Annotated in this window: 5 protein-coding genes; all 5 read right to left on the bottom strand. The window is 72.6% G+C overall.

Annotated features, from left to right (window positions below):
* Window position 1 precedes the first annotated feature (1 nt).
* Window positions 2-1,714, bottom strand: coding sequence for a putative porin (locus IB228_RS19640; RefSeq protein ID WP_192199653.1), 1,713 nt, complete (start codon window positions 1,712-1,714; stop codon window positions 2-4).
* Window positions 1,715-1,780: 66 nt separating this feature from the next.
* Entirely contained in the window at window positions 1,781-2,470 is a 690-nt protein-coding gene (locus tag IB228_RS19635; RefSeq protein ID WP_192199652.1) for a cell envelope integrity protein TolA, read from the bottom strand.
* 4 nt (window positions 2,471-2,474) lie between these two features.
* A complete protein-coding gene (locus IB228_RS19630; RefSeq protein WP_183645121.1) occupies window positions 2,475-2,885 on the bottom strand; it encodes a biopolymer transporter ExbD in 411 nt (136 codons plus the stop codon).
* 10 nt (window positions 2,886-2,895) lie between these two features.
* Window positions 2,896-4,704: a MotA/TolQ/ExbB proton channel family protein gene (locus IB228_RS19625; RefSeq protein WP_192199651.1), complete on the bottom strand. Its 1,809-nt coding sequence runs from the start codon at window positions 4,702-4,704 to the stop codon at window positions 2,896-2,898.
* 29 nt (window positions 4,705-4,733) lie between these two features.
* A partial coding sequence (locus IB228_RS19620; protein WP_192199650.1) for a ShlB/FhaC/HecB family hemolysin secretion/activation protein occupies window positions 4,734-5,903 on the bottom strand: 1,170 nt, incomplete at its 5' end.

Genomic DNA, 5,903 nt, shown 5'->3' with positions numbered 1-5,903 from the left:
GTCAGAACCCGGCATTGACCTCCAGCTGGAAGACGTCGATGGACAGCGGGGCGCCGCTGACTTCCTTGGCGGCCATCCAGCGGCCGGTCAGCCAGACCTTGCGGTCGAAGGCGTAGGAGGCGCCCAGGTAGTAGCCCTTGGCGTTGGTGCCGCCGAGATGGAAATTGGAGTCGTTGAACCCGTCCGGCAGCGCGTCCGGGTCGATGCGCTTGTAGCCCAGCCAGGCGTTCCAGTCGCCGGCCTGGGCCAGGGCCAGGTCGCCGAAGGTGGCCTGGACCAGGTAGGCGGTGTCGCCGCTGTCCAGGTCGGCCACGGTGGGGGTGGCGCCGGCCGGGGTGGCCAGGTTGGTGACCAGCCCGCCGTGGGCGCGGGTCCACATCCGCTGCGGGTCGTAGGCGGTGTTCTTGACCCCGTGGGCGTCCAGGCGCAGGCGGGTGCCGGCCAGGGCCGGGGTCTCCCAGCTCAGATTCACGTCCACCAACCTGAAATTGGCCGCCAGGCCCACGTACTGCGGCAGCGGGGTGTTGGCCGGGTCCAGCGGGTCCAGGGCGAGGTTGCGCAGGAGCATGAGGGTGTTGCCCTTCTGCATGAACGCCGGGCGGGTGCCGTCGGTGCTGCAGACCTGGGCGCCGGCGTACAGCGCGCAAGGGGCCGAGTACTCGCCGGAGATGTTGCGGAACTGGTAGTAGGCCAGCGCCGCGCGCAGGGTCTGGTCCTGCCCGAAACGCCAGTTCGCGCCCACTTGCAGGCCGTTGAGCCACTTGTCGCGGCTGGCCTGCTTGTCCTGGCTGGTGGCCGGGAAGTTGTCGGCCGAGTATTCCAGCGGGCTCAGGCCCAGGGTGGCGAACAGGTCCAGGCCCTGGCCCACGGCCCGTTCGTACTTGACCGCCAGGCCGTCGAAGTTGAGGTCGTTGGAGAACAGGATGTCGGTGGACCAGTAGGGGTTGGCGAAGCGTCCGCCGGTGAACTCCAGGCCCGGCAGCGGTGACCAGGCCAGCCAGGCCTGGTCCAGCCAGGCGTCCTTCTTGGCCAGGCCGCCGCCCAGGGTCTGGGTGGTGGAGACCGGGCCGTCGTCGTTGCCGGTGGCCAGGCGCACGCCGGCGCGGGTGTGGTCGCCCAGTTGGGCCAGCACGCCCAGGCGGGCGCGGATGCGCCAGGAGTTGTTGCGGTCCTGGCGGGTGTTGCGCAGTGGCGGCAGGTCCAGGTTGGTGTTGGGGTTGATGTCGTAGCCATCGCCGGCGTTGATGCGGGCCCAGTCGGTCTCGATGGTGCTGTTGCGTTCGGAGAACAGGCGCGACTCGTTGCGCACGCGCACATCGCCGGTGACCTGCACGCGCTGGGTCCACTCCGGCACCGCCTCCGGGGCGGCCCAGCGTTCGGCCTTGGCCTGGGCCAGCACCTCGGCCTTGACCTCCTCGCGGATGCCTTCGCGCACGGACTCGGGGATGTAGGGCACGCGCACCTCGCCCGGTTCCAGGGCCGGGCCGGCGGTGCTGGCGGCCGGGCGGGCGGCGGCCTCGCGGCGGGCTTCCTCCAGCAGGGCCTGGCCCACCTGGGGGGTGAGCGCGCCGCTGTCGATGAGGCCGCGGATGAGCTTGACCAGGGTGCTCTCGGCGGCCGGGGCGTCCTGGGCCTGGGCGGCGGTGGACAGGACCAGGGCCAGGCCGATGCCGGCGGCCAGGTGGCGCAGGCGGGAAAGGGGAAGACGGGTCATGGGCAACTCACAAGGCAGGAAAAAGGGGCGGAAAGGGGGGCAGTGGTCGGCACGGGGCGGTCCGGGTCAGCCGGCGGGCCGGCGGCCCTGCACCAGCACCCGGGCCGGGAAGGTCAGCGAGGCCGGCGGGCGTTCGTCCACCCGGCCCAGGGCGCGCACGGCTTCCAGCACGGCCTGGTCGGTGTCGGGGTTGCCGCTGCCGCGGGCCAGTTCGACCCGGCTCAGTTCCCCGCCGGGGCCGAGCCAGACGTGCAGGGTCAGCTGGAAGGCCAGCGGGCGCAGGCGTTCGTCGCGGGCGATGGCCTGCTGCAGGACGTAGCCCAGGTAGCGGCCGTAGGAGGCGTTGCCGGCGCCGCCGGCGCCGACCCCGCTCATGCCGCCGCCGCGGCCGGACTGGATGCCGAAATTGTCGGTGCCGGCCTGGGCGTCGGCGTTCATGGTCACCGGGTCGGCGGTGTCCGGGGTGGGCGCCTCCTCGGTCGGCTTGGGCATGTCCTCCAGCGGCTCGGGCTCGGGCATGACCTCCTCCGGTTCCACTTCCGGCTCGGGTTCGGGCTCGGGTTCGGGCGGCGGCGGCGGGGGTGGCGGCAGGGTCAGCACCGGCACGGCGGCCACCGGCCGGCGGGTGCTGGCCGGGTCCTTGAGCAGCAGGTAGCCGACCAGGCCCACCAGCAGCGCGGCCAGCAGCAGCGCCCCGAGCAGGGCCGGCCAGCCCGCGCGCAGGCCGCGGCCGGGACGGGGGTCGGGCGCAGTCATGGCCTCACCCCTGCGCCTTGCCGGTGACCAGGCCGACCTGGGTCAGCTCGATGCGCCGCAGCAGGTCCAGCACTTCCACCACCCGGGCGTACTGCACCTGGGCGTCACCACGCACGATGACCGGGAAGTCCGGGGTGATGGCCTGTTCGGTGCGCAGGCGCTGTTCCAGCTCGGCCAGGCTCACCGGGTAGGCGTCCAGGAAAATCTGCCCGGCGTTGTCCACCGTGATGGCCTTGGTCTGCGGCTTCTCCAGGGCCTGGCTGCTGCTGGCCTTGGGCAGGTTGACCTCAATGCCGGGGATGGTGGCGTTGCTGGTCAAAATGAAAATGACCAGCACCACCAGCAGCACGTCCACGAAGGGGGTGACGTTGATGCCCTTCTCGCGTTTTTTGACACCCAATCGCTTGGCGGCCATGGCGCGGTCCTCAGGCCCGCACCGAGTGCAGCACCGACGGCACCGGACCGGCGGCGTCGAACTCCTCGGCCAGGCGGGCGCTGAACTCGTCCACGAACACGGCCATGTCCGCGCCGATGGCCTCGGCGCGGGCGGCCAGCCAGTTGTAGCCAAACAGGGCCGGGATGGCCACGCCCAGGCCGGCGGCCGTGCACAGCAGCGCCGCGGCCATGCCCGGGGCCACCGAGTTGATGTCCACCGCCCCGGCCATGGCCGCCACCGCGAACACCAGCATGATGCCGATGACGGTGCCGAACAGGCCCACGTAGGGGGCGCCTTCAATGGTGGTGGACAGCCAGTTCATGCGCCGGCTCATGCGCTCGCCTTCGCGGATGACCTCGGCGTCCATGGCGGCGCGGATGGCCGCCAGCGCGGCCGCGCTCAGGCCGTGGGCATGGGCCTGGCGGCCCTTGAGTTCGTCCATGGCGATGGCGTACAGCCGCCACAGGCTGGCGTGCTCGCGGATGTCCGCGTCCAGGGTGCCCTGGCGGGCGCGTTCCTGCAGGCTGGCCGCCGGCAGGCCGGCCACCTGCTGGTACTGCACGGCGAAGGCCGCGTTGGCCCGGCTGACCCGCCCGAAATACCGCCCCTTGGCCAGCATGATGGCCCAGGACAGCAGCAGCATCAGCCCCAGCACGATGACCACCACCCAGGCGTCCACCGGCATGGACTTCAAAATGAACCCGAAATGGCTCACCCCGGCGTTCTGTTCGTCCTCGCCCAGGCGCACCAGCCGCGCGGCCGGGCCCTGCGAGGCCACCTCGGCCAGCAGCGCGGCCGCCGGCCGGGCCACCTTGGACAGGCGCACCTCGTCCAGCGCGCCGGTGAACGGCGCGGCGGCCACCGCCCCGGCCGGGGCCGGGGTGCCTTCGCCGCCGACCCAGGCCGGACCGGCCAGCGCCGGCAGCGGCGTGGCCACCCGCGCCACCTCGCGCCCGCCCACGTACAGCACCACCGCCCCGGCGTCGGCGGTGAAGGCCAGATGGCTCCACTGCCCGCTTGGCAATGCGGCCACCGGCGCGCTGCGCGCCTGGTCCACCTGCACGAACGGCACCCCGTTGTCCACGCCCAGCCACAGCAGGTGCTCCCCGTCCCGGCGCAGGTACACGCTCTGGCCCGGACCGGCCGCCTCGGGCTTGACCCAGGCCGAGAAGCTCATCGTCCCGCCGGCCGGCACCGCCAGCGAGGCCGAGGCCGGCAGCTGGAAGGGCGCGGTGCCTAGTTGCGCGCCGCGGCCGATGAGGGCCGCCTCCAGCGCGGTCAACGGGCCGCTGGCGTGGTTGCCGTAGGCGGTGGTGTCCTGGACCTGGGCGGTGGTGCCGGCGAAGTGGTAGACGGCGGTGTAGTCCGGGTCGAACACCAGCTGGCCGTTGCCCGCGGCCGGGGCCTGCGGGTTGCCGTAGTACATCCACACGGTCTGCGCCGCGCCCGGGGCCACCGCCGGCACGTCGACCCAGACCAGGGCCATGGCCGCGGCCGCGTCGTAGCGCTCGACCTGGTGGTTGAGCACGGTGTGCCCGTCGGCGGCGATAAAGCGCAGGTCCCGGCCGCCCTCGCCCACCCCGTCGAAGGCGAAGTTGCCCGCGTGCAGGCGCACCAGCACCGGCAGCCGGCCCGGGCCGGTGGCCAGGCCCGCGCCCTGCGGGCCGGCGTCCACCGTCAGCGGCTTGCGGTACTTCCAGTCGGCCTGCCACCAGGCCGGACCGGGTTCCTGGGCCCGGGCGCTGGCCTGCAGCGACAGGCCCAGCAGCATCAACAACAGGAGAAGGACGCGTTGCATGGAAAAATCTCCAGAAAAAGAAATGAGGGTCAGTAGCTGGCGCCGACGCTGACGTGCAGCCGGTCCGCGCCGCGGGTGGTGGTGGGCCCGTCCAGCAGGCTGTGGCCGTAGTCCAGGCGCACGTCGAAGTGCTCGCCCACCCGGAAGCTGGTCCCGAACCCCAGCGACGCCAGCGAGGCCTCGGCTTCCTGTTCGGGCAGCGGCCGGCGCAGGCCCAGCCAGGCCCCGTCCAGGTAGCCGTGGAAGCGCCACTCGCGCAGGCCCCAGCGGGTCAGCGGCGCGCTGCGCCACTCCAGGGTGAACATCGCCCCGTAGTCGCCGATGGCCTCGGCCGAGCGGTAGCCGCGGGTGGTGTACATGCCGCCGGCGGCGAACTGCTCGCCGGACACCAGCGGCTGGTCGGTCAGCTGCGCCGACACCCGCGCGTACCACTGCGCCCCGCTGGCGAGGCTGTAGGTGTCGCTGACATCGGCCTTGAGCACGAAGAAGCTGGCATCGGCATAGGCGCGCTTCCAGTCGAACGCGTCCGCCCCGCTGCCGTAGCCCAGCACGCTGCGCGCGCCGAACACCGCCTGCAGGCCCAGCGCGAGCTGGTGCCGCTCGCCCTGGCGGAACCCGCTGTAGGCCAGGGTCACCGGCGCGTACTTCAGCGGCGCGAAGTCGCTGGCCATCCCGGTCAGGGCCACCGCCTCGTCCATGTCCTTGAAGTCCACCCCCAGCGTCCACTGGTGCCACCAGGCCCCGGCCTGCGGCAGGGTGTGGCTGAGCTTGAGGCCCACCGAATGCCCCTTGCCGGTGACCTGGGTGGTGCCGCTGGAGACCACGTTACTGTCGGAGCGGTAGCCGGCCGCTTCCAGCTGCCAGTCCGGCCCGCCCAGCGGCAGCCGGTAGGACCCGGACCACACGCTGGCCTCGTCCACGTCCTCCGGGGCGGCGAACCAGGTCAGCGAGGCGCTGTGCTCGCGCTGCCACAAATTGTCGTGGCCCACGCTCAGGATGCTGCGCAGCCGGGTGGTGTCCACGCTGTGGTCGTTGTTGACCGTCAGGCTGGCCCGCCACGGCGCGGTGTCTTCCACCTTCAGGTCCACGTCCATGGTCCCCTCCGTGGCCCCGGGCTTGACCAGCGGCACCACCTGCCGGCGCGCGGTGCGGTTGAGCGCGGCCAGCTGGTCCTGGGCGCGGCGGAAGTCCGGCACCTG

Source organism: Pseudoxanthomonas sp. PXM04, from assembly GCF_014851695.1.
GTDB lineage: Bacteria > Pseudomonadota > Gammaproteobacteria > Xanthomonadales > Xanthomonadaceae > Pseudoxanthomonas_A > Pseudoxanthomonas_A beigongshangi.
This window is presented reverse-complemented; position numbering and strand designations above follow the sequence as displayed.